Source organism: Candidatus Scalindua japonica (assembly GCF_002443295.1).
In the GTDB taxonomy this organism is placed as follows: Bacteria; Planctomycetota; Brocadiia; order Brocadiales; family Scalinduaceae; genus Scalindua; species Scalindua japonica.
Genome location: NZ_BAOS01000005.1, coordinates 124,721 through 145,575, shown reverse-complemented (window position 1 = coordinate 145,575; position 20,855 = coordinate 124,721). Strand labels below are relative to the sequence as shown.

The following is a 20,855-nucleotide window of genomic DNA, read 5'->3' as shown; positions in this document are numbered from 1 at the left end:
ATAGTTCCTTTCATTAAAAAATATAGAAAAAATGCAAAAGTTCCATTTTAAATTAGAGCCATTGCTCAATAAACATCGGATTTACGAGGATGAGTGTGTCGCTAGATTACGGGTTGTTCAAGATGCATTCATCAATGAAAATATAAAATTGGAAAACATGAAGAAGGGCAAACTGATTAGTCAAAGTGCATTGAATTCTAAAAAGAAACTGGAAATCTTTGCTGAAGAATTAGTGACTTATGAGGATTATTTTTCTAATATTAATATTAATATTGAAACCAGTAAATCAAGGATACAGGAGATATCAATAGAGTTAAACACTGTTAAGGAGGAGCTGATTAAAATAGTTAAGAAAAGAAAGGCGATCGAGAAACTCAGGAACAGGTGGGAGGAAGAACATAAAAAACATCTGGTATTTATGTCTAACAGGGAAATGGACGATATTGCCATGACAAAATTTATTAACAAACTGGTGGTAGAAAATGATTAAGATCAAGTTGGATATTAAGAAATTTGTTCCCCATTTACTTTTCCTTATTATATTCTTTTCAGTATCATCTGTTGTGATGATAAAGCTGAAGACGGGGATTCAGAAAAAGATGGGAAAATCATATTCTGCTAAATTAATAGAGATAGAGGAGGAATACAGCAAAAGGATAAACAATGCGAAAGAGTCTGCCGACCAAAAGAAGACAACAGAGGCGGTCAGGGAACTGAAGGGGTTCTCTCCCGATGAGATAAGGAAGTATCAACAGGAATTGCGTCAAAGAATAGAATTGTATGAGAAAAAAGCTGCATTACTTGAAAAAAATGAAAAGGAAATAGAGGCTTTTAAAGCAGATGTTGAAGACCGAAAAAACGAAATATTAACTATGAGAAAAAAGCTGGATGAGAAGTTAATGCTGATAAGTAAAGCACGAATTGATCTTGATCGAGACCTTATTGTTTTTGATGAAACCGAAAGGAAAAATGTTAAAAGATTAGCTGGTATTTACGCTTCGATGGAGGCGTTAAAAGCTGCCAAGGTCTTAAATAAACTGAACAAAGATACCAGTGCTAAGGTTTTAACAGGTATGGTATCTAAAAAATCTGCAAAGATTCTTTCGGAATTAGATCCATCCGGTGCGGCTACAATTAGTGAAAAAATGAAAAACCTTCAAATAGTGAATCGGGAGGATAGTGAAACACTTAAAGAAAGAAATATAAAAAAACTTGCTGCAATTTATCAGAAAATTGAAACAGAAAAAGCTGTATCAATTATGAAGGAGCTGGAAAATGATACATCCATAAGTATCCTGTCAAAGATGAATGAAAAGAGCCTGGCCAGGATATTAGAGTTTGTAGAAACAGACGAAGCTTCAAAGCTTACTGAAGAGATCAGAAAAATAATGAAAAATGAATTTCAAAAAAATAATGATGGATTAGAAGGAGCATAAAATGGATATTGCAACGCCGGCAGGTATATTAATTGGCGCTCTTCTGCTCATAGTATCTATAATTCTGGGTGGAGGAATGGCCGGGATTGGAGGGTTTATTAACATTCCCTCAATTATGATTGTCATTGGAGGGACGGTAGCGGCAACCCTTGTCAGGTATCCGTTACAAGTGGTTACCGGACTGGTTTCTTTAATCATGAAAACTATATTTGTGAAAGTTTCGTCTCCTCAGTCAGAAATGCAGAATTTGATAGAGTATGCAAAGCTTGCCAGAAGGGAAGGGTTACTTGCTTTAGAAAGTAAAGTTGCAGATATTAAAGATGCTTTTCTCTCTAAATCTATACAGCTTCTGGTTGACGGAACTGATGCTGATGGACTTCGTACAATACTTGAAAAAGAGATTGAGAATTTGCGCGGCAGGCATTCTAAAGGCAAGGGCGTGCTCGAATCCATGGGCGTAGTCGCACCAGCATTCGGCATGATGGGGACATTAATAGGTTTGGTATTGATGCTTAGAGAACTGGATGATCCGTCAAAGATAGGTGTTGGTATGGCTACGGCGCTTTTAACTACTTTGTATGGTGTTATTGTTGCAAATTTGATCTTTCTGCCCATGAGTGGAAAACTTGATGTAAGGTCAAAGGAGGAAACTTTGGTAAAGGAGCTGATCATGGAAGGGGTTGTGTCAATACAGTCCGGAGATAATCCAAGTATAGTTGAGGAGAAGTTAAAAGGTTTTCTATCACCGGCTGAAAGGAAGGAAAAGAAGATAGAGGATTTGAAAGATAAGATTAGAAATGCAAAATAATGGAAGAAGAACCAAAAAAAGATCCTAATGAATGGGCATTGGCTTATGGCGATATGATTACATTGTTGATGACCTTCTTTGTGTTAATAATAGCAATGAGTTCTCCTAAAACTGATGAAGAGATCGAATTGATGAAGAAAAGTACCGGTATTGGTGATAATTTAATGGCTGCAGAACTTAAGGATTCTGGCATATTTAAGAAAAAGGTCAAAAGTCAGACAAAAATAATGGTTGATGCTTATGATCTTTTGCCTCCTATAGATGAACTGGAATTAATAAAAGAAGACCTTGTTGTGTTTATGGAAGATAATGAACTGTTTGATGTAATAGAGTTGCAGAAGACTAAAGAGGGATTTACGATAAGAATTATGGCTGACATTCTTTTTGATACGGGTGATATCTCGCTGAAGTTAGAATATCTGTATCTATTAGATAAGATAGCGGAATTGTTAAGTGTGATTCCAAATAATGTCAGAATTGAAGGTCACACTGATGATAGATATACTGATAATAACAATACAGGTGATAAATTGTCTATTGCACGTGCATCCAGAGTTTGTGACTACATAATTAACGAAGAAATGTTGCTCTCCTCCAGGTTTGGCGTTGCGGGGTATGGACGGAAAAGGCCATTATATCCGAACACTAACGATAATAATCGTGCTTTGAACAGAAGGGTGGAGGTAATTATAAAGGAGATACCTCAGGATGTCTAATGCAGCAGACGCAGCGAAGGTAAATGAACAGGAGAATGGTTTTGCAGTAGTGAGAAGAAAAAAAAAGAAGCCACCTGAAGATGCAAGTTTTGTAGATATGGTTGCCTTCGCAGCACTTATGACTATTTTGTTGGCATTTTTTATTATGCTATCCGCCAATGTGGGGCCGATTAAAGACGAAGAGGCAAAAGAGGCGATTGATTCTTTTAAAGAGGCATTGGATAATTTTGGTGTAAGTAAGATTGTATTAGGTAGTAGTGACTCAATATCCAATTTAGATATTAAACTGGATAATTATAGTGGCAAATATAAAAAGAAGAAAGAGTTAGATAAGAACGTATTTGCTAACACAATTGATAAGAATTTAGATATTGAGTATACAAAAACAGGTCATCAACTGGTTTTTCCAACAGAAATAGATTTCATTAATGAAGAGTTGGATATGTCATCTGAAAGTAAGATGTATTTAAATAATTTAATAAAAATAATACGAAACAGGGACTGTAAGGTTGTTGTTGGTGGATTTACCAGTGAGGATTTTGTTCCAACAGATGACTGTCCTACAAGCTGGCAAAAGTCGGCAGAATTTGCGGATGCAGTTATAAGGTACTTTAATGATATTGGTAAGATTGATAATACAAGATTGACAGCAATTGGGTATGGCAAGTATCGACCTCTGCTGGGAGAAGAGTCATCTTTTAAAACTAAAGCAGACAATAGAATAAACATAATTATTTCTGATTTATAGGAGTAACAATTACATAAAATGTTGTGATCAATTTGCTTTTAACTTTTGAGATCAGTATCTGGAGGAGACTTGCTATTTTTAAGAAAAAGAAAAAGACAAAAGATGCATCAGATGGCAATGTAGATGCAAATGCAAAAGGTGTAGCTGAAGAAAAAGAAACCGGAACTCAAGATTCCGATAAAGAAGGTGCGACAAAAATAGACCTTAAGAATACAATGATTTTGGTTGTTATTGGCATAATTGCCTTAGGGAGCGCCTTTGTATTTGTCACAAAGTTCCATTCATCTAAAGACGTCTATGATATAACAACATCTGCCGATGCTGCTCAACCGGAAACCTCTCTCGAAGATTCAGAAGAAGATCAGGTCGACGACAATCGTCCAGGCATTGAAAAAGAGAGGAAAGAAGATAAGAAAAAAAGCAAGAGTAAAGATAAGGACAAAAAGAATGGTAATGATGAGACCGGACAAATCAACAATATGCTGGATAAAATATTAGTGCCATTGGACAGTATTGTTGTTAACTTAGGAAAGGTTGACAGTAAAAGATACCTAAGGGTCATCATAAGCCTTGAAGTGAAGAGCGTCGAAATAGAAGAAACAATAAAGGCGAACAAAGTTGTCTTCAGGGATAAACTGGTTTCATTTCTTTCCTCTAAAAGTTTAAGTGAAATAAGTACGCAGACTAGTCATATTGGAATGAGAGAAGAGATTAAAGACATTCTGAATAGTGAGGTTTTAGGGTCGGATGATGCAATATCACAGGTTTATTTTTCTGATTTTATTATACAGTAATTATGGAGAACACAGAGAACGCGATACTTACCAGTGAGGAAGTGGAAAGTTTGTTGGAATCTTTTCATGAAAGTCAAGGTATTACAGCACAGACTGACATTATTGAAGAGGTAGACAGCAAGGTAAAATATTATGATTTTAAAAGGCCCAATACAATATCAAGAGAGAAGAAACGAATGTTGTATAAGGTACTTGAAACTACCGCTTATCAGATAAGCAGGGAGGTCTCTAACTTTCTACGGGCTACCACAAAGGTAAGTCTGAGTTCAATAGATGAATTAAGCTTTGAAATATTTAAAAATACTTGTCCAGAGCTAATGTTCATTAATACAATCAGGCTGAAACCACTAAAGGGGTTTGGTTGTATTGCAATGGACATGGGGTTGTGTTTGTCTATTGTGGAAAAGGCATTTGGTGGAGCGGGAAAGACTCAAAACGAAATAAGAAAATTGACGGACACTGAGACTGCAATTGTTGGTAATGTAGTTAAAATTATTTTGGATAAAATAGGTTATACGTGGAAGCCATATGATGAAATGGAATGGAATGTTTTTGATACTGCAATGGAACCAAGGTATCTAAATATTGCTTCTGAAGCAGAAGTTGTGTTGTTGGTTTCTTTTACCTTTAATCTTGAACACAGCTTTGGTGAGATGAAATTCTGTGTTCCTGTCTCAAGTATAGATCAGACATTAGACCATTTTTTCAGCAATAGACCGTCAAATTTGAAGGAAATTGATAAGGAAAGTGCCTTGTCTCTCCGGAAATTAGTCAATAACATCAAAATTGTTGTATCTGGTGTGTTGGATGAAACTAATTTTACTATAAATGATATTTCCAATCTTAAAGTAGGTGATGTATTAAGGCTGGATAATAAGGTTACGAATAATTTGAAAGTCTTTGTTGAAGGAAAAAACAAATATTATGGACAACTGGGTTTATACGGTTCAAAAAAGGCTATACAAATTGTTGGATTATCAGATGATGAATCTGATTAAACCGGTAGTCGTAGCGGACCGTTTTTGGTTAAAGTGATAATATTTGATTTTAATTGATATTATTAAGGAATGATATCTGTTTTTTTGGTTTTTAGTTGAAAAAGGGAGATCACATGGAAGATAAGAGTATTGATGATCAAAATGCATCTAGTCAAGTAGCTGATGATACAGAGACCATTAAATCTGTTAAGTTCTCTCCACTGGAACCTGTAAAATCCAAGACTGGAGAAGGCAGTTCAAATAATATTGATATGCTGATGGATGTTCATATACCGGTCCTTGTTGAACTTGGCAAGACAGAGATGTTAATGCGTGATGTTTTGTCATTAACTCCGGGAGCAATAATCGAACTGGATAGCTTGGCTGGAGAGCCGGTTAAGATATCTGTTCGCGGCAAAATAATTGCTTTTGGAGAGGTGGTGGTAGTTGATGAAAACTTTGGTGTAAAGATAACCAGGATAGCAACTCCTTAGGGGCCAATGTATAAATCGAGTTAATCAGTTTCGATATTTTATTACAGATTTATAAAACAAATCAGAAATACAAATTTTTATTGGCTTTTCTAATTCCAAAATCTGTGGACCAAAGTCAAAAATCAAATGCTTATCTATTCCATTTCCACTCCATACAAACCTCCTCAATGTTTTTCCCCCACTTATATATATGGGGCTTGAACAATATATTAATGTATTACGTAAATCCTCAATCAGCAATCCAAAATCATACCTTACCGGCAGATATAATAGGGTATCTATCTGTCTAAGAAAACTACGGTTAGTTTAAAAAGACTACGCTGTTTTCTGGTAAAGCAGTTTACAAATTACGATTTCAAATGATTTGTTTGTATCTTTAAGCACGGTAGTGGCTAAAGTCTAAATTTTAAACATGTTATAGCTGTGCATTGTGTTAAGAATATTAAAAAATAAAATGGTATCCTATTTGCGATCTTAACTTGCATATAAATTTTACTTTGTTAGTTTTCTTCTAAACTGAATATGATATGTACAACTGAAAAGTTTTTCAATGATAAAAATCTAAAATCAGTATTAGTCTTTATGTTGGTCCTCATCGGTTTTATCCTTCCTGTTATAACCCAGCAAGGTGATGTTTTTGCAGAGGCTAAATTGTCTGGGTTGTTTAATTCCGATTCGAACAAAGAATCTTTATTCAATGGATACGAAGGGTATACTAAGATGATCAGCACATTACTCATAGTTATTGCGCTGATAATTGCAGCCGTTTATGTATTAAAGAAGAAGTATGGTGTGAGTGCAGGTATGGGAAGAAGCAGGAAGTTGATACAGGTAATTGACCATGCTCCAATAGGAGTGAAGAAATCCGTTTTTCTGGTTGAAGTACCTGGAAAACATCTACTTCTTGGCGTAACCAATGACAACATCGGGTTGTTAACAGAGATCGCGAATGAAGATATTATTGTCAGTAAAAGAAGTGCTTCTGGGAGTGATAGCGTTAATAAAAAGGAATTTCTTGATATCATTAAGAAATCAATATCTGAACGAAAACAAAGATGAAATATTTACTTGTAATACTGGTGTCCATCTTGACATTTGTAGCGTTTATGTTTGTTGCGCGTACAGTAGAGGCAGACGATGCAGTTAGTGACGCTATGAAAATGACTATTAATATGGGCAATCTTGATAAGCCAAAGCAGATTGTCGGGATTGTTAAGGTCCTTCTGGTAATGACTTCTTTTACATTCTTACCAGGGCTTTTGATGGTAATGACTTCATTTACAAGAATTATTATAGTGCTGTCATTTGTAAGAAAGGCGATCTCTTCTCAACAAATGCCGCCAAATCAGATTTTGATAGGTCTTGCGATACTGGTAACTTTTTTTGTGATGGCACCTGTGTTTTCGCAAATAAACAAAGAGGCTATACAACCATTTATGCAGGAAGAGATTGGGCAGAGTGAAGCTTTTGAACGAGGGATTGGTCCATTAAAATTATTTATGTCCAGGCAGACAAGAGAAAAAGATATAGCGTTGTTTTATAATATTTCGCATATGGAAAGACCAAATTCACTGGATGATGTTCCCGCACATATTCTTTTGCCGGCATTTGTTGTAAGTGAGTTAAAAACTGCTTTTCAAATGGGCTTTGTAGTTTATCTGCCTTTTATTGTAATAGATATGGTTGTTGCAAGTGTATTGACCTCAATGGGTATGTTTATGCTACCACCGATGATGATATCCGTTCCATTTAAAATTGTTTTATTTGTACTCGTGGACGGCTGGCATCTGATTATACAATCATTAGTTTCAAGTGTGAGGTAGTATAAGGGATTGAGAGATTTGTGAATTTCTCAATTAAAATTAAACTTTTTGCATCTATGCCGCATTATAAACAAAAATGGGATATGACATAGTAACATTTCTTGGAAAGGAAACGGTGACAATTACATTAATTATGATTGCTCCACTTATTGGGACCGCATTAGTTGTGGGTCTTGCAATCGGAATCTTTCAGGCTGTTACAAGTATACAGGAACAAACTCTGACCTTCTTGCCTAAACTGTTGGCAGTGTTTGGTGTATTTGCATTCTCTTTACCATGGTTGTTGGATAAATTAACGACATTTGCAAATTTATTATTAGGGAATCTTTCTCACTACACTTTCTAGATACATGATACTAAATACTATTAATCTTCTACCATTATTTGCTATAGTGCTGATCAGGACTGCCAGTGTCCTTTTCTTTTCACCAATTTATAACCAGGCAAGCTTACCCTTAATGATAAAAATAGGATTCGCACTGGTAATTTCAATTGCAATTTTTCCCACTGTAAATAATACAGAGCAGACATTACCTGATAACCTGGTTAATTTTATTCTTTTAGTTTTCAAAGAACTCGCGATTGGTTTTTTAATTGGTTATGTGGCAACATTGGCATTTGGAGCAATTGTTATGGGCGGAGAGTTAATCAGTTCTGAAATGGGGATGTCTATGGCAGAGTTGGTAGATCCTTTATTTGGAGATCGAGTAAGTCCAGTTGCTCAAATGCTTCAAATAGTAGCGTTAATCTTGTTTTTTGCTGTGAATGGCCATCACTGGTTGATCAGTGCATTAGTCCTCAGTTACAAAACCGTGCCTTTGACAGGGTTTATTGAGTTGGGGTTTTCCATGAGCAAGATAATGCTCCTGTTTACCGGAGTATTTATGGCTGCTATTAAGATAGCAGCCCCTGTTATGATTATTCTGGGCCTTACTGTTGTGGTATCAGGTTTTCTTGCCAGGTCTACTCCGGAGATAAACATATTTTTAATAATTTTTCCAATGAAATTGCTTGTTGGCTTTTTACTTTTAGCCATAACTTTTCCTTTTATTACACGTACAATAGGCTATTTATTAGAGTTACTACGTAAAGACGTTTTTAGTATGGTACGAGGCATTTAATCAATGAAATCAACTGAAGAAAAAACGGAAGCGGCAACACCAAAACAGAAAAAAGAAGCCATTCAAAAAGGACAGGTCGCTAAAAGCCAGGATATTAATAGCGCTCTCATATTGTTGGCCGGAGTATTGCTTCTATTATTCCTGGGAGGTTCAATGATATTTCATATGAAGGATACAATGGGTATGGTTTGTAAGAATCTATTCTATGAAGATTTTGATGCAGATACTTTTGTGAGTTTAATCATGAATATTTCAATGAAGAACCTAAAAGGGGTACTTCCGATATTGGGGGGGTTTATGATAGTTGGATTAATAGCTTCTTACTCTCAAGTGGGTCTTGTTTTTAGTCGTAAGGCACTTATTCCGGATTTTAAGAGATTGAATCCTATATCAGGTGCACAAAAACTTTTTTCAAAAAGATCGTTGGTTAAGACAGCTATGGCTTTGTTGAAATTATCCATAATGGGCGGCATAGCATTTATTTCAATAAAAAATGATCTTGAGCCGTTAATGGAGTTATTAAGTATGCGAACGGAAGCAATATTTACATCCGCATCCGGTTTGGTGTTTGGGATAACCCTGAAGATCTCTATTATTTTATTAATCCTTGCTCTACTTGATTTTCTTTATCAGAGATGGCAGCATTCAAAAGATTTGATGATGACCAAGAACGAGGTAAAACAGGAAGCAAAACAGACTGATGGAGATCCTATGATAAAAGCCAGGATAAAGAATGTCCAGCGTGAAATGTCAAGAAAAAGAATGATGCAGGCAATACCGGAGGCTGATGTGGTAGTTACAAACCCGACTCATTATGCTGTTGCGCTCAAATATGATGCTGCCACAATGGATGCACCGAAGGTAATCGGGAAAGGAGTTGATCTTATCGCATTAAAGATAAGGGAAGTAGCCGCAAAACATGACATTCCTATAGTAGAGGACAGAATTCTTGCGCGTGTATTATATAGTTCAATTGAGATAAATAGTGACGTACCTCCTAAACTTTATCAGGCTGTTGCAAAGGTACTTTCATATGTCTATCAATTGCGCAATATCGTAGCAAACAGATAAGATATATTATGGATAAACAAGGTGACTGAAACTGTAATGAATACAACAGGAGAAAAAAATAAACCGCTATATAAGTATAGTGAATTTGGCCTTGCGGTCGGAGTACTGGTAATATTATTTGTACTCATAGTACCGTTACCAACTTTTCTACTGGACATCTTTATTACCATTAATATTTCTCTTTCATTTCTTGTACTCCTGGTTACATTGCATGTGAGAAGAGCACTGGAGATTTCAGCTTATCCTTCTCTTTTACTGTTCCTTACACTTTTCCGGCTTGCACTGAACGTAGCATCAACACGTCTTATCCTTATGCATGCGGAAGCCGGACAGGTAATCACCTCATTTGGTAATTTTGTTGTAGGTGGTAATGTTGTTATTGGACTGGTTGTTTTTATTATACTTACCGTTATTCAGTTTATTGTAATTACAAAAGGTGCTACCAGGGTTTCTGAGGTAGCTGCCAGATTTACTCTAGATGCGATGCCTGGTAAGCAGATGAGTATCGATGCCGATCTGAATTCTGGCGCTATTACCGAGGAAGAGGCGAAAGCGAGGCGTCTTGACATTTCACAGGAAGCTGAGTTTTATGGTTCAATGGATGGTGCAAGTAAATTTGTAAGTGGTGATGCCATTGCGGGAATTGTTATTACAATAATAAATATTGCAGGTGGTATTGTGATAGGCAGTATGATGCAGGGTATGAAAATTAATGATGCAATGTCTACTTATACGCTTTTGACAGTAGGAGACGGCTTGGTAACCCAGATTCCTTCTCTAATTAATGCCATTTCTGCAGCCTTGCTCATTACAAAATCATCATCTAAATCCAGTCTGGGCAAAGATCTCTCTTCTCAGTTGTTGACAGTACCTAGAGCATTGGGTTTAGCAGCCGGAATACTGTTTATTTTTGGTTTAATTCCCGGAATGCCTAAAATTTCATTCTTTATAATATCAGCTATTTTTGGTTTTCTTTTCGTAGTTACCAGAAAGAACCCGTCCGGACGTAAAACAGAGAAATATGTTGAAGGAATAGAGTCGGCAGGCGAAAAAACTAAGCAGATAAGTGAGCCGGAAGATGAATTTGAGGGCTTGTTGCATGTTGACAGAATGGGGATTGAAGTCGGGTATAAATTGGTCCCATTAGTAGATCCAAAAAAGGCAGGTGGAGTATTAAGCAGAATAAATTCACTTCGAAAACAGCTTGCCAGAGAGATAGGAATAATTATTCCGCCTATACGGTTAAGAGATAATCTGCAACTACCATCAAATGGATACAGTATTAAAATAAAAGGTCAGGTAGTTGATAAGGGTGAATTGATGCCAGATAGTTATCTGGCTCTAGGTGATGATGAAACAGATCCTATTGACGGGGTCAGAACAACTGATCCGGCGTATGGTTTGCCAGGTGTGTGGATAGCAGAGTCTAAAAAAGAATCTGCAGAGGCGGCAGGTTATACGATAATTGATCCTACTTCAGTTCTCGTTACCCATTTGACGGAAATTATAAAATCTCATGCTTATGAAATAGTTACCAGAGAAGACATACAGAAATTAATTGATACAACGAAAAAAGACTCACCGACTCTGGTTAATGAATTGACTCCCGCTGTTCTTACGCTGGGTGTTGTGCAGGAGGTAGTAAAGAATTTATTAAGAGAGAGAATTTCTGTAAAAGATTTTGTAACTATACTTGAAACACTTATTGATAATGCTCCGACCACTAAGGACCCTGAGGCTCTGACTGAGTTTGTAAGACAGAGGTTGTGCAGGACATTATGTGGTCAGTATCAGAGCGAATCTAATAAAATCAGCACTATTTCCTTTGAACCCGGACTTGAACAGGAAATTATAAACTCTATTCATGACATGGGGAACAAATCAGTACTTGCATTGGAGCCTAATTATGCGCAGAGAATTATTGATGCAATTGCGGAAGTGGTAAGTAAGACCTGTGCAACCAGTAACAGTGCTGTCCTTCTAACATCTTCTTCATTAAGAAATCATATTAGAAAACTAACAGAGACTGCATTGCCTTTTTTACCAGTGTTGTCATATAAAGAAATTGCACCGGGTATCCAGATTGAATCACTCGGTATTGTGAGTTTGACAAATGAAAATTAAATCATTTATTGCGTCTACAGTACAAGAGGCGCTGAAAAGTGTAAAAAGAGAGATGGGTGATGCTTCCATTATCCTCGAAACAAGAAATATAGAAGAAGGAGATATAAAGAGCAAGGCCGGTCAGGTATTGGTTGAGGTTATTGCTGCTGAAAATGTTAATGACCAAAATCCGTCTAGTGACTTAGAACAGAGTGAGGCCAGAAAAGATGATCAGGGTGGACAAGATGATAGTGGTGATATACATTCAGAATTATCTGACCATTTACATACAGGTAAACTGACTGGATTTGAGGACACAACTCCGCCAGATCGTTTGAATCACTCATCACATCAGGTGTCGACTGGTGAAGGAGGGAGGGTAATAAAATGGATAGTTGACAATAAGGTAAAAAGCTCAGAGCCTCATTTAAACCATATAATAAGAAAAGATAGTGGTAATTCAAGATTGTTGTTGGTCAGAAACGAGTCAAAACAATTGTCAGCTGAATCACAGTCAGGTCTAAAATATCCCCAGATGGGCAATGCTTCTTTAGCAGACCATTTGCTCACCGCAGATTTAATCGAAATGGCAGGATGTAGCGAAGATGAAACGCCAACTACTCTTGTTAAACAGCAATACTCGGACTCGAATTCTTTTGATTGGCCGGGACAGAGTATAGGTTTATTCAAGCAGCTTCGTATTCAACAGGTTGAAGATGAACATTCCAGAATATTAATAAACGAGGTTTTGGATCGGTTGAGCAAAGACGAATATGACAGAATGGATTTGCATTGTCAGATGCTCAGGGAAAGTATTATTCATAAAATCAAGATCTCTGATTCCCTATTAAATAATCAGGATGAATGTAAAACTATGGTTTTTCTTGGAGCAGCGGGTACCGGGAAGACTACAACTATTTTAAAACTGGCGTCCGATACAAAAAAAAGATCTGATAAGGAGATATTGTTACTAAGTATCAGAGGTAATTCTGCGGGAAAACTGAAGCAAACAGCAGACAGAATAGGCGTGACATTCAAGACGGTCACTTCACCTCGTGAACTTAGAGAAATTGGAGACAAATACGGAGGTTCTTCACATATTTTCATAGATACTCCCGGAATAAGCTACCTTGATGGTAATACCCTATCCAATCTCAAAGGATTGCTCGATGAAATACCGGATAAGGAGACTCATCTTGTTGTAAGCGCTACAATGAGATATGCTGATATTATTAACCTTATCAATAAATTTACTCCGTTTCCTATTCAAAAATTAAATTTCACCAGAGTTGATGAGACCAGTTTGTATGGAACCTTGTTTAGTGTTGCAATGGAAACCCAGATACCTCTTTCATGGATTACTGATGGGCAGGAGATTCCGGAAGATATCAGGCCGGTAACGACAGGAATTGTTGCAGATATGATACTACAGGTGTGAAAATTCCTTATAGTGTCTGCCTGACGCCAGGCAAAACAGAAGTCCTGAATAGGAAAGATCATGATAAGACAACAACTGGTATTGATTGGCTTGAAATCCAGCATTTATATTGCTGTAACAGTATTTTTCCTTTCGTGTATGATTGGGTACGCGTCAAATCTGGCTATTGAAACGCTTATGCAAAAAGCGCTCATCGCTGGTTGTCTGACAGGTCTAACTGCTTTTGTTCTGGTAATAATGTTGGTCAAATACGTTCCGAATAATATTGATATGATTAATGATGAGAATAGCAAAGATAACAAAGAACAAGGTAAATAATGAGAATGCAATTTAAATGTGGTATGTTAGTTTAAATAAATATTATTGTTTTTAAAGTTTTAATTGAAGTAGTCAGTCGCTCGTATATTGATTGTCGTTACTATAAATGAAAATAGTTTGTGAGGAAACTTTTATGCAAACAAAAATTGATGTAAAACAGAGAGAACAAAAGATGCACAAAAATGTCTCTAAAGAGAAACGTGATAAGTTTGTTATGGACTATCTACCTCTTGTAAAGTATGTGGTTGGAAAGTTTATGATTTATCTGCCTTCACATATTGATCAGGAAGATTTGTTTGAATCCGGAATTCTGGGTTTAATAGAGGCTGCAGAAAGGTTCGATACTACTAAAAATGTAAAATTTAAAACGTATGCTTTTCACAGGATCAGAGGAGCAGTTTTAGATTATCTACGTTTACAGGATTGGGTACCTCGTTCAGTAAGAGAGAAGGATAATTTAATCAAAGAAACTTATAACACCCTGGAACAAGAATTAAATAGAACTCCCCTTTCTGAAGAAATTGCTGAAGCAATGGGTATTAGTTGTAGTGAGCTGGATAAGATGCTGGCAGATATAAATATGTGTTCCATGCTCTATCTTGAGGATATTAGTTTTGGTAACGATGATGATTCTAAAGTAAAGGTTAATGAGATTATAAAGGACAATAACAGCAGTGGACCTTTAAGTAATTTGGAATTAATGGAAGAGCAAGAGATATTAGAACGCGCTATTATGGAGCTTCGTCCGAAAGAAAAACTGGTTATTACTTTATATTATTATGAGGACATGCTTTTAAGAGAAATAGCACAAGTAATGAATTTGTCAGAGTCTAGAGTGTCACAATTACACCATAGAGCATTGATGTCAATCAGGGCCAAGGCACATAAGTCAAAGCCTGATCGAGAGGTACAGTCCTCAGTATAAAATAGCTATATTATAGTTTATAAGAAAAATTTACTTTGCAAATTCTGCCAGAATAATTTTTGTCCAGCTGACTGTTTAGCCGAGTGGAAGGTTTAAAAGATACCATGATCAATAAATAGGTTGATGAACTCTTGTCTATTACAGTGGTATTTATTGAAGTAGCTGAAAAGATTAAATAGGGTCCAGGATTTGACAGATTTGTCGGGTAACAGTCATGGATGATAGTATTCAGTCAATTCGTTATGTTCCGTCAATAAAAAAACTAAATCCAAAAGGCAAAGCGGATAATAATAAAGGTAAAAAAGAAAAGAAAGATGACTTTTCAAAGCTCATATCTGATAATGACAAGGAAATGCAAAGTAGGGAAGATAACCAGGTCAATGAAGAGAATGAAACAACTTTGCAAGAAAAAGCAGATGATGATTTTGATACCAATTGTGGAATAATGTTGGATACAGAGATTTAAAGAGATGTATTATGTGACAATTGACAGAAGTACTTCAGTTTTATAAAGTTTCTGTGTGGCACAGATGTTTTTTTTGTTTATTGTCTGAAAGATGTAATACTCGCATCTACTGACTGAAGATGAATCCTCGGTGTAGTTTTAACTGCTAGTTCAATCAACTCTACCAAATCTAACCTAATCTGAGTACCTCTTTGTAAAATGCTGGTGGGGCAGGTGAATTACTGGGTATTGTCTCTAAAAAGCGCCGTCCTGTCAGATTTTGTACTTACCGCATTATAGGCTATAGGGAAAAAAATTAACAATATGTAAGAAAAAGATGGAATTATTTAACAAACATATATCTGTTAGGGAACATCATAATGTATAAGATAAATTATTTCCAAGGCATAAACTACTCTATTTACGTATCTTATGTGTTACCTCGAAAATAATATTATTAATAATGAAAATAGGCACAATGGTTGCGTAAGATAAGTACAGAGAAAATGAAACACTTTTGATACAAGTATACAACCTTATTGGACAAAATTATTCATGCTTGTACTTGAGTGTATATTTAACGGGTTAATTCGTTTATCTATGTACGTATATTATTGGTAGGTATAAGATGAAGAAATTAAAAAGAAGAAGCTTGGTTATGCATCACAAAGTAGACGCTGGAACAGGTTGCAGTAAAGGCAGTAAAGAGAATATTGCATTAGCAGATCTGGTGACAATTTTTAATGAAGAAGCTTATAATATTTGTAAAAACCGGCAAATAGCAAAACTAATTGCTTTGAAAAGTCTACAGGAATACATAAAAAAGAATACTAAAGATTTAAAGATAATTTTGTAATAAGTAGAAAGGGGTGATCACAATGTTAACAATGCTAGATAATACAACACGAAGTGGCAAAGGTAAGATATCGGATAGTATTGAAATTAATAATACATATTTTGATAGTAGAGTAGTTGATAACAAAGTAGAAGTAAATGAAGAGGCAATTGGCATAGCTTTAACTTCAGTGTTTAAATTTGAAAAATTGTTTAAGTTGATTAATAAATTAACCACATCCTTAGTGAAGGTAAAATACTCCTCTTTAATGTTAATAGAGGGAGACACCCTTCGTATAAAGTACTCAAACCATCTAACCGAGGACATTGAGCAAGAGTGTAGAGTAAAAGTAGGCGATGGGATATCAGGGTGGGTTGCTTTGAAAGGAGTGAATGTTATTGTTAAGAACATAGAGACTGATACAAGATTTGCAAAGAGAAACAATGCAAGATATTCGAGTAAGTCATTTATGTCTGTTCCTTTAATAATCAGTGGAAAAGTTATAGGTGTTTTGAATGTTAATGAAAAATCAGATGGTAGGGCTTTTAATGAAAGAGATCTAGGCCTCCTTAGGATTCTCTCACGTTATTCAGCAATAGCTATCAGAAATGCAACTCTAATAGGTAAGACTAAAGGGCTTTCAATTGTCCAGCAGCTTGATAATGATTATTATAATAAAACAGAAAAATTTCTACCGGTTACGTTAAAAAGTCTTAAGATAGGTCCTTTTAATAAAAGTGAATTATATCTGAAAAATAGTCTCAACGGTGAAAATAATTATGTGTTGTATTGGAAGGGTGGGGATAGATTATTTATTAACGAAAAAAGAGAAGAGTTTATAAGGAAAAATATTAATAAACTTTTTGTTCCAAAAAACGGTAGAAAACAATATTTGCGTTTTATGGAAACTAATATGGAAAAAATTGTGCAGAATGATAGTGCCTGTTCGAAAGAAAAGTTTGATGTTATTCAGAACGTCGCAGTTAATATTATCAGCGATTTAACTGCTATACCTGAAGAAGTATGTAATATAGAAAGGGCTAAGCAATGGATAGAGAGTGCAATGGGGCTTGTTAGGAGTTCTGGAAAGGACTATATTGGTTTGAGTAATACAAAGGGATATGACATTTATTTATACGGACATTCCATAAATGTTACTTTGATGAGTCTTGTTTTTGCACATCATATAGGTTTGAATATTGAAGAGACAGGTGAGTTTGCGTTGGGTCTGTTACTACAGGATATTGGCATGAGAAGCGTTGATTCTTTGATAATTAACAAGCCCTCAAAATTGAATAGTGATGAATATAATATTATAAAAAAACACTCAGAGATAGGGTTTCAAATGTTACAGGAGACCGGACAGGTATCTCCAGAGTCTTACATGCTTGCTCTGCTTCATCATGAAAATTTTAACGGCAGTGGTTATCCTCATGGACTTAAAGAAAACGAGATTAGTCTTTATGGTAGAATTTCCCGTATTATTGATGTATATTGTGCCATTACTTCTGACAGACCATACGCAAAAGCCTGTACATCAGATGATGCATGTATGATAATGAAAGCAAAGATGAAAGGGTTTTTTGATACTGAAGTATTGGACAACTTTATAGACTTACTAAAATCAGGTAAAGGTGTAGCTAAAACGCGTCTGGTCAGTAGCTGATCTACTTATTGATTTTCTCGACTTGTTTAATTTTACATACTGACTAACCGGTCAGTATGTAAAAGAAGTAATGATTTTTAATAAGGACTTTATGGGATGAAAATTTCTGAATGGTACTGAATTTAATGTAAAGGAGTTACTTTCCGGTTTATTGTTGTATCTTGGCTAACTTATTTTTTTATTCATGCCTTTTCGTGTGTTTTTAAATTTCCTTGCTTTCCCAACATGACAATAAATTCTTTAATTAATTTCTTATCATAATCATCTTGGAATTTGCTGAGAAGTTTAAAAGCTTCAAACGGAGATAATGCATTTTTGTATGGACGTTTAGTGGTTAATGCATCGTAGAAATCAACAATTGCTCCAATTCTCCCATATAAATGGATCTGATCGTCTTTTAAATTATACGGATATCCTTTACCTGTAAATTTTTCATGATGTTGGAGTATTGCGTAAAGAGAATTTTTCGGTATTTTTGTACTGTTGTTTTTTAGCATCTCTTTTCCGGCAATGACATGGCCCTGTATCTTCTTGAACTCATTTTCTGTCAATTTGCCGGGTTTGTTCAGAATACGCAGGTCTATAGAGCACTTACCGATGTCGTGTAACAGGGCTCCTAATCCAAGTTCCAGGAGGTCCGGGTCTCTTTTTAATTTTAATTCTGTTCCCAATCCAATACTCAGGCTACAGACATTTAACGAATGTGTATACGTGTAATAATCATGTGTAGTAATCTTTAGCAGGCTGGAAAAGTTATTCTGGTTTTCCAGGATTGTGCCTGTTAACGTTTCGACAAGATCACCTGCTTTTTCAATAGTTTCTCCACTCCTTGGGTCTTCTAGAATATCTTTGATAATAAATTTAGAATTTTCACGTAAAATACTAAAATGCAGTTCTGAAGAATTATCATTCTTTTTAGTGAGTTCTAATGCGAGTGTATTTATATATTCTTTGTATAGTGGTATGTCCTCTTTGTGGATTGCAATGGCGCATTTTATATCATGGATATCTTGTGGTACTATATTTGATAAATTGCCCTCATTATCTGGATCAATGTAAATTTCGGTATCAATATTTGATTTCTTGAAAACTTTAAAATTAATTCTCGTACCCGGCAGTAAATTTTCATTTTCAATAGGGTAGTAATTAACATAGGTTTCAAAGTATTTCTCAACCATTTTCGGATCATTAAATGGCGCCGCAAAGCCTTCTTTTGACAATTTCTGGCTACCATTGTTCCTGGTTGAATCGTAATAATTTTCAATTTTTTCCCTGTCTTCTTCTGAAACAAATATTGTTTTTACATTGTTATCGGAAAGATTCTGTAGTGTCTCTTCTGTAAATGGAAGGTCTCTCTTACGGAACAGGATGATCTTGCTACTTGTTTGAATAAATATGTCAAAATCAAGAATCGTATTTACCTTTAGTTGGTCTGTAGAAACAGAGATATATTTCAAAGTGCCTTTTGACATTATATTTCCTGAAAGGATTCTAATTCTATTAAAGAGATCTTCGTTTCTTTGTTATAAAATATGCTGAAGGTAATATTTAAATCACTGCCTTTGCCAGTTGAAGTTATATGTTACGAAATCTCATATATATATAAATATTATCGGTTTTGCATGTCAATAATTAAGTCAAAATCGAATGGGACGATTATTTTTTAAAAAGGGTAAACTAACCAAAGAAAGATATTCTTAGACAACTTATCAATATGAATACAGAGATATCAGCATTTTTATTATTTGTATAAGTGGAAGAAGTCCTATACCCTAAAGCTAAGATGACAATCATTCAACCGTGGCAGTAGACAATTAGAATAGTCAAATGTGTACAGAGTGTGAAAAAGGTTTAACGATAGCCTAGACTGTTGCCTGATTTTTCGATGGCCAGAAAGGATGTTTTCCAGAGTTACATACATTTTCATTTTATTATATCTACATACCTGGAGGGTTGGATTGGCTGATATCTCATAGATTGTTGTGCTGTTCTTCTTTTGTTAAGTTTAGTTTTCGTAATTTCTAGTGAAGATTTTATATGAGCAATGCTATTCAGGTCGTAATCTCGTACTTTAATAACTAAAGTGTGTAAACGATTTACCAAAGAATTTATTCGTTTATCTAATATGAGGCTTTTGTTATTTGTACTTAACTCTTTCACTATTTTTGTATTATTTCTATCTAAAGATTTAATTTCTTTAATATAATTTTCCTTCTCCATGGTTATCAAGCTGAGTTTTTTTATGTTTTTAGAAAGTACAACTTCCTCCTGGATTTCTGATAGCTCAAGAATTTTTTCGTAATACTTTTTCTTAGCATGTAAATAAGAAAGTGTATCTTTTATATTATCCTTCTCAGGGTATTCCATAGTCTTTATCCAGAGATGTCAATACTGCTGCTGAAATGCTCACGGGTATTAACATCTAACTCTTTATTGTCTTTTATGTTATTCCAGGATTCCCTTAATTCAGACATGACTTTCTTTGCGTTGTCTAATGCTTTTGTGTTCAGGTTTGTATTAGCATCAGTTATTTCACGTAATACGAAGTTATATAAACCTGATAATGAAGTAGCTATCTCGCCACCTTTTTCCTTATCTAATGTTGATAGCAGTTCAAAAATGATACTTGTAGCTTTATTCAGAGTATGGCCTTTTGCTTCATATTGTTTATCTAGGATCTCTTTTCTGGCTTTATCAAACAAAACAATTGCCCTGTCATACAACATTATAACCAGGTCTATCGGGCTAGCCGTTTCTACCTGTAATTTCCTGTATGATTTGTTCTGTGCTGTTTCCATATAAATACCTCGTTATAAATTTAAAAAAGTTCCTCTCGTAAGTTTCTTGAAATACTCACTCTTTCGATTTCATAGGAGTATTCATTAATCAGCCTGTCCATAGCGGGCTTATTAATCGTGTTTGCTTTGTCAATATCATCGTTGGTCGCATACATACAGTACCAACTTAGAAAATTCTTCTTTTCTATCTCTTTGTCTGTTATTACACCACTTTGTTCATTGTTTTGCATGATTTTATCATACGCAATTATTGTACCAAACTGCCATCAGTCTAAGTGTTCCTAAGTCTATGTTATTTATAATGTTATATTATGTTGGTTCCGGTATCACTGATTTTGC

The 20,855-nt window shown here is 35.3% G+C and carries 24 protein-coding genes; 20 read left to right on the top strand and 4 right to left on the bottom strand.

The window, feature by feature from the left end; genetic code table 11:
• The first annotated feature begins 31 nt into the window (after positions 1 to 31).
• The 20 genes from fliJ to SCALIN_RS04985 all read left to right on the top strand — a co-directional run bounded on the left by fliJ (position 32) and on the right by SCALIN_RS04985 (position 17,718).
• Positions 32 to 490, top strand: a complete 459-nt coding sequence (fliJ, locus tag SCALIN_RS05085) for a flagellar export protein FliJ (RefSeq protein ID WP_096893256.1) — start codon at positions 32 to 34, stop codon at positions 488 to 490.
• Positions 483 to 1,436, top strand: a complete 954-nt coding sequence (locus tag SCALIN_RS05080) for a magnesium transporter MgtE N-terminal domain-containing protein (protein WP_096893255.1) — start codon at positions 483 to 485, stop codon at positions 1,434 to 1,436. Before fliJ ends, SCALIN_RS05080 begins: the two co-directional genes overlap by 8 nt.
• A 1-nt stretch (position 1,437) precedes the next feature.
• On the top strand, positions 1,438 to 2,244 hold the full coding sequence (locus tag SCALIN_RS05075) for a motility protein A (RefSeq protein WP_096893253.1): 807 nt from the start codon (positions 1,438 to 1,440) through the stop codon (positions 2,242 to 2,244).
• Complete coding sequence (locus tag SCALIN_RS05070) at positions 2,244 to 2,960, top strand: OmpA family protein (RefSeq protein ID WP_096893251.1); 717 nt, start codon at positions 2,244 to 2,246, stop codon at positions 2,958 to 2,960. Before SCALIN_RS05075 ends, SCALIN_RS05070 begins: the two co-directional genes overlap by 1 nt.
• On the top strand, positions 2,953 to 3,708 hold the full coding sequence (locus SCALIN_RS05065) for a flagellar motor protein MotB (protein WP_096893249.1): 756 nt from the start codon (positions 2,953 to 2,955) through the stop codon (positions 3,706 to 3,708). Before SCALIN_RS05070 ends, SCALIN_RS05065 begins: the two co-directional genes overlap by 8 nt.
• Positions 3,709 to 3,740: 32 nt before the next feature.
• Entirely contained in the window at positions 3,741 to 4,502 is a 762-nt protein-coding gene (locus SCALIN_RS05060) for a flagellar basal body-associated FliL family protein (protein ID WP_133111674.1), read from the top strand.
• 2 nt (positions 4,503 to 4,504) lie between these two features.
• On the top strand, positions 4,505 to 5,500 hold the full coding sequence (gene fliM / locus SCALIN_RS05055; RefSeq protein WP_096893246.1) for a flagellar motor switch protein FliM: 996 nt from the start codon (positions 4,505 to 4,507) through the stop codon (positions 5,498 to 5,500).
• A 113-nt stretch (positions 5,501 to 5,613) separates the two neighbouring features.
• Positions 5,614 to 5,973: a flagellar motor switch protein FliN gene (fliN, locus tag SCALIN_RS05050; RefSeq protein ID WP_096893244.1), complete on the top strand. Its 360-nt coding sequence runs from the start codon at positions 5,614 to 5,616 to the stop codon at positions 5,971 to 5,973.
• Between the two features lie 582 nt (positions 5,974 to 6,555).
• Positions 6,556 to 7,032, top strand: a complete 477-nt coding sequence (gene fliO, locus SCALIN_RS05040) for a flagellar biosynthetic protein FliO (protein ID WP_162532151.1) — start codon at positions 6,556 to 6,558, stop codon at positions 7,030 to 7,032.
• 95 nt (positions 7,033 to 7,127) lie between these two features.
• Positions 7,128 to 7,796 (top strand): flagellar type III secretion system pore protein FliP, encoded by a 669-nt coding sequence (gene fliP, locus SCALIN_RS05035; RefSeq protein WP_162532171.1) that lies wholly within the window; start codon positions 7,128 to 7,130, stop codon positions 7,794 to 7,796.
• Between the two features lie 76 nt (positions 7,797 to 7,872).
• A complete protein-coding gene (gene fliQ, locus SCALIN_RS05030) occupies positions 7,873 to 8,142 on the top strand; it encodes a flagellar biosynthesis protein FliQ (protein ID WP_096893237.1) in 270 nt (89 codons plus the stop codon).
• A gap of 4 nt (positions 8,143 to 8,146) precedes the next feature.
• The gene (fliR, locus tag SCALIN_RS05025; RefSeq protein ID WP_096893236.1) at positions 8,147 to 8,917 is read left to right on the top strand and encodes a flagellar biosynthetic protein FliR; all 771 of its coding nucleotides are present in this window, start codon (positions 8,147 to 8,149) and stop codon (positions 8,915 to 8,917) included.
• Between the two features lie 3 nt (positions 8,918 to 8,920).
• Positions 8,921 to 9,988 (top strand): flagellar biosynthesis protein FlhB, encoded by a 1,068-nt coding sequence (gene flhB / locus SCALIN_RS05020; RefSeq protein ID WP_096893234.1) that lies wholly within the window; start codon positions 8,921 to 8,923, stop codon positions 9,986 to 9,988.
• 36 nt (positions 9,989 to 10,024) lie between these two features.
• Positions 10,025 to 12,112, top strand: a complete 2,088-nt coding sequence (gene flhA, locus SCALIN_RS05015; RefSeq protein ID WP_096893233.1) for a flagellar biosynthesis protein FlhA — start codon at positions 10,025 to 10,027, stop codon at positions 12,110 to 12,112.
• On the top strand, positions 12,102 to 13,529 hold the full coding sequence (locus SCALIN_RS05010; protein ID WP_096893230.1) for a flagellar biosynthesis protein FlhF: 1,428 nt from the start codon (positions 12,102 to 12,104) through the stop codon (positions 13,527 to 13,529). Before flhA ends, SCALIN_RS05010 begins: the two co-directional genes overlap by 11 nt.
• Positions 13,530 to 13,589: 60 nt before the next feature.
• Positions 13,590 to 13,847 carry a hypothetical protein gene (locus tag SCALIN_RS05005; protein WP_096893229.1) on the top strand — a complete coding sequence of 86 codons (258 nt, stop codon included), beginning with the start codon at positions 13,590 to 13,592 and terminating at the stop codon, positions 13,845 to 13,847.
• A 133-nt stretch (positions 13,848 to 13,980) separates the two neighbouring features.
• Positions 13,981 to 14,772 (top strand): sigma-70 family RNA polymerase sigma factor, encoded by a 792-nt coding sequence (locus SCALIN_RS05000; RefSeq protein ID WP_162532150.1) that lies wholly within the window; start codon positions 13,981 to 13,983, stop codon positions 14,770 to 14,772.
• Positions 14,773 to 14,986: 214 nt separating this feature from the next.
• Positions 14,987 to 15,238, top strand: a complete 252-nt coding sequence (locus SCALIN_RS04995) for a hypothetical protein (RefSeq protein ID WP_096893225.1) — start codon at positions 14,987 to 14,989, stop codon at positions 15,236 to 15,238.
• Positions 15,239 to 15,845: 607 nt separating this feature from the next.
• Positions 15,846 to 16,073 (top strand): hypothetical protein, encoded by a 228-nt coding sequence (locus tag SCALIN_RS04990; RefSeq protein WP_096893224.1) that lies wholly within the window; start codon positions 15,846 to 15,848, stop codon positions 16,071 to 16,073.
• Between the two features lie 22 nt (positions 16,074 to 16,095).
• A complete protein-coding gene (locus SCALIN_RS04985) occupies positions 16,096 to 17,718 on the top strand; it encodes an HD domain-containing phosphohydrolase (RefSeq protein WP_096893221.1) in 1,623 nt (540 codons plus the stop codon).
• A gap of 182 nt (positions 17,719 to 17,900) precedes the next feature.
• On the opposite strand, the gene SCALIN_RS04980 is transcribed toward SCALIN_RS04985, so the two are convergent.
• The 4 genes from SCALIN_RS04980 to SCALIN_RS04965 all read right to left on the bottom strand — a co-directional run bounded on the left by SCALIN_RS04980 (position 17,901) and on the right by SCALIN_RS04965 (position 20,746).
• Positions 17,901 to 19,190 (bottom strand): HD-GYP domain-containing protein, encoded by a 1,290-nt coding sequence (locus SCALIN_RS04980; protein ID WP_096893220.1) that lies wholly within the window; start codon positions 19,188 to 19,190, stop codon positions 17,901 to 17,903.
• Between the two features lie 451 nt (positions 19,191 to 19,641).
• Entirely contained in the window at positions 19,642 to 20,085 is a 444-nt protein-coding gene (gene flgN / locus SCALIN_RS04975) for a flagellar export chaperone FlgN (protein ID WP_096893219.1), read from the bottom strand.
• Between the two features lie 5 nt (positions 20,086 to 20,090).
• Positions 20,091 to 20,516 (bottom strand): flagellar export chaperone FliS, encoded by a 426-nt coding sequence (fliS, locus tag SCALIN_RS04970; protein ID WP_096893217.1) that lies wholly within the window; start codon positions 20,514 to 20,516, stop codon positions 20,091 to 20,093.
• A gap of 20 nt (positions 20,517 to 20,536) precedes the next feature.
• The gene (locus SCALIN_RS04965; protein WP_096893215.1) at positions 20,537 to 20,746 is read right to left on the bottom strand and encodes a hypothetical protein; all 210 of its coding nucleotides are present in this window, start codon (positions 20,744 to 20,746) and stop codon (positions 20,537 to 20,539) included.
• Between the last annotated feature and the right edge of the window lie 109 nt (positions 20,747 to 20,855).

Excerpts from the sequence above, each read along its gene's own strand:
- SCALIN_RS05010 (WP_096893230.1), top strand. The coding sequence starts at position 12,102 with ATGAAAATTAAATCATTTATTGCGTCTACAGTACAAGAGGCGCTGAAA.
- flhB (WP_096893234.1), top strand. The coding sequence starts at position 8,921 with ATGAAATCAACTGAAGAAAAAACGGAAGCGGCAACACCAAAACAGAAA.
- fliR (WP_096893236.1), top strand. The coding sequence starts at position 8,147 with ATGATACTAAATACTATTAATCTTCTACCATTATTTGCTATAGTGCTG.
- SCALIN_RS05080 (WP_096893255.1), top strand. The coding sequence starts at position 483 with ATGATTAAGATCAAGTTGGATATTAAGAAATTTGTTCCCCATTTACTT.
- fliN (WP_096893244.1), top strand. The coding sequence starts at position 5,614 with ATGGAAGATAAGAGTATTGATGATCAAAATGCATCTAGTCAAGTAGCT.
- SCALIN_RS04980 (WP_096893220.1), bottom strand. The coding sequence starts at position 19,190 with ATGTCAAAAGGCACTTTGAAATATATCTCTGTTTCTACAGACCAACTA.
- SCALIN_RS04965 (WP_096893215.1), bottom strand. The coding sequence starts at position 20,746 with ATGCAAAACAATGAACAAAGTGGTGTAATAACAGACAAAGAGATAGAA.
- SCALIN_RS05065 (WP_096893249.1), top strand. The coding sequence starts at position 2,953 with ATGTCTAATGCAGCAGACGCAGCGAAGGTAAATGAACAGGAGAATGGT.
- fliO (WP_162532151.1), top strand. The coding sequence starts at position 6,556 with ATGTTGGTCCTCATCGGTTTTATCCTTCCTGTTATAACCCAGCAAGGT.
- SCALIN_RS05075 (WP_096893253.1), top strand. The coding sequence starts at position 1,438 with ATGGATATTGCAACGCCGGCAGGTATATTAATTGGCGCTCTTCTGCTC.
- fliM (WP_096893246.1), top strand. The coding sequence starts at position 4,505 with ATGGAGAACACAGAGAACGCGATACTTACCAGTGAGGAAGTGGAAAGT.
- SCALIN_RS05000 (WP_162532150.1), top strand. The coding sequence starts at position 13,981 with ATGCAAACAAAAATTGATGTAAAACAGAGAGAACAAAAGATGCACAAA.
- flgN (WP_096893219.1), bottom strand. The coding sequence starts at position 20,085 with ATGGAATACCCTGAGAAGGATAATATAAAAGATACACTTTCTTATTTA.
- fliJ (WP_096893256.1), top strand. The coding sequence starts at position 32 with ATGCAAAAGTTCCATTTTAAATTAGAGCCATTGCTCAATAAACATCGG.
- SCALIN_RS05005 (WP_096893229.1), top strand. The coding sequence starts at position 13,590 with ATGATAAGACAACAACTGGTATTGATTGGCTTGAAATCCAGCATTTAT.
- fliP (WP_162532171.1), top strand. The coding sequence starts at position 7,128 with ATGAAAATGACTATTAATATGGGCAATCTTGATAAGCCAAAGCAGATT.
- SCALIN_RS04990 (WP_096893224.1), top strand. The coding sequence starts at position 15,846 with ATGAAGAAATTAAAAAGAAGAAGCTTGGTTATGCATCACAAAGTAGAC.
- flhA (WP_096893233.1), top strand. The coding sequence starts at position 10,025 with ATGAATACAACAGGAGAAAAAAATAAACCGCTATATAAGTATAGTGAA.
- fliS (WP_096893217.1), bottom strand. The coding sequence starts at position 20,516 with ATGGAAACAGCACAGAACAAATCATACAGGAAATTACAGGTAGAAACG.
- SCALIN_RS04985 (WP_096893221.1), top strand. The coding sequence starts at position 16,096 with ATGTTAACAATGCTAGATAATACAACACGAAGTGGCAAAGGTAAGATA.
- fliQ (WP_096893237.1), top strand. The coding sequence starts at position 7,873 with ATGGGATATGACATAGTAACATTTCTTGGAAAGGAAACGGTGACAATT.
- SCALIN_RS05070 (WP_096893251.1), top strand. The coding sequence starts at position 2,244 with ATGGAAGAAGAACCAAAAAAAGATCCTAATGAATGGGCATTGGCTTAT.
- SCALIN_RS04995 (WP_096893225.1), top strand. The coding sequence starts at position 14,987 with ATGGATGATAGTATTCAGTCAATTCGTTATGTTCCGTCAATAAAAAAA.